Source organism: Bradyrhizobium sp. PRIMUS42, from assembly GCF_023006515.1.
Taxonomy (GTDB): Bacteria; Pseudomonadota; Alphaproteobacteria; order Rhizobiales; family Xanthobacteraceae; genus Bradyrhizobium.
Genome location: NZ_JALBGZ010001086.1, coordinates 1 through 1,478, shown reverse-complemented (window position 1 = coordinate 1,478; position 1,478 = coordinate 1). Strand labels below are relative to the sequence as shown.

General features: G+C 65.8%; 1 protein-coding gene. It reads left to right on the top strand.

Annotation, left to right across the window (positions count from 1 at the left end; all coding sequences use genetic code 11):
- Nucleotides 1–161: 161 nt before the first annotated feature.
- A complete protein-coding gene (locus MOV75_RS37830; protein ID WP_247007961.1) occupies nucleotides 162–1,373 on the top strand; it encodes a cytochrome c in 1,212 nt (403 codons plus the stop codon).
- Nucleotides 1,374–1,478 lie beyond the last annotated feature (105 nt).

The following is a 1,478-nucleotide window of genomic DNA, read 5'->3' as shown; positions in this document are numbered from 1 at the left end:
CGACGTGACGGCGGTCGCGGCGTGGCGCGCGAGCCGCCCTGCGCCCGGGAACATCGCGCCGGCGCCGAAGGGTACGGATGTGCTGCCGGGCGCCTGCGGCAGTGAACCGGAGTGAGGCGACGGACTTGCGATCGTGTTCACCAATCCTTGCCGTATGGCTGTTGCTTTTCGCCGGTTCGTCCGCCGAGGCACAGCCGAAGTCCAACCCTGATAGCCTTGTCGCGCGCGGCGAATATCTGGCGCGCGCCGGCGACTGCATCGCCTGCCACACAGCGCCCGAGGGCCACACCTTTGCCGGCGGACGCGCCATGCCGACGCCGTTCGGCACCCTGTATTCTTCCAACATCACGCCGGATCGCGATACCGGCATCGGTAAATGGACTGCCGAAGACTTCTACAAGGCGATGCACTACGGCCGCTTTCCGGACGGCGGATTGATGTATCCGGCAATGCCGTTCGCGTCCTACACCAAGGTCACGCGAGCCGACACGGAGGCGATCTTCGCCTATCTGAAGTCAATCCCGGCCGTGAACCAGCGGAATCGTGAGCACGATCTGCGCTTCCCCTATTCGAACCGCCAGCTGATCCTCGGCTGGCGCACGCTGTACTTCTCAGAGGGCGAGTTCAAACCTGATCCGACCAAATCCGCCGAATGGAACCGCGGGGCCTACCTTGTCGAGGGCCTCGGTCATTGCGGCATGTGCCATTCGCCGATCAACGCGCTCGGCGGCACCTCGCAATCGGATGCCTTCAAGGGTGGCCTGATCCCGATGCAGAACTGGTACGCGCCCTCGCTGACGTCCAACCGCGAGGCCGGGCTCGGCGACTGGAGCATCAAGGACATCACCGACCTGCTCCAGACCGGCGTCTCCATGCGCGGCGTCGTCTACGGCCCGATGGCCGAGGTCGTGCACAACAGCCTGCAATATCTCAGCGACGAGGACACCAGGGCGATGGCCGTGTACCTCAAGGGCATCGCGGAGCCCTCGCCTCCGCCGCCGGCAAGCTCGACGCTGCCGACCACCGAGAGCAGCCTGCTGGTCAGCCTCGGCAAGACCGTCTACGACAAGCACTGCGCGAGCTGTCACGGGCTGCAGGGCGAAGGCAAGCCGCCGCACTGGCCGCCGCTTGCCAACAACCAGTCAATCGAGATGCAGTCGGCGGTCAATCCGATCCGCATGGTGCTCAATGGCGGCTATCCGCCGGGCACCAAGGGCAACCCGATGCCCTACGGCATGCCACCCTTCGCGGGTTTATTGTCCGACAACGAGATCGCCGCCGTCGTCTCCTACATCCGTACCGCCTGGGGCAATCGCGGCACGCCGGTCTCGGCGCGGGAGGCCAACGAGCTGCGCTCCGCACCGCTGAACTGAGAAATCACATGATCAATTCAGATCCGCCGACCAGCCCAGCCGCCGCCGACCAGGCCGTCGAGGATGTCGTTGCGCAGGGGCCGTCCGGCGCGATCGTGCTCGCCG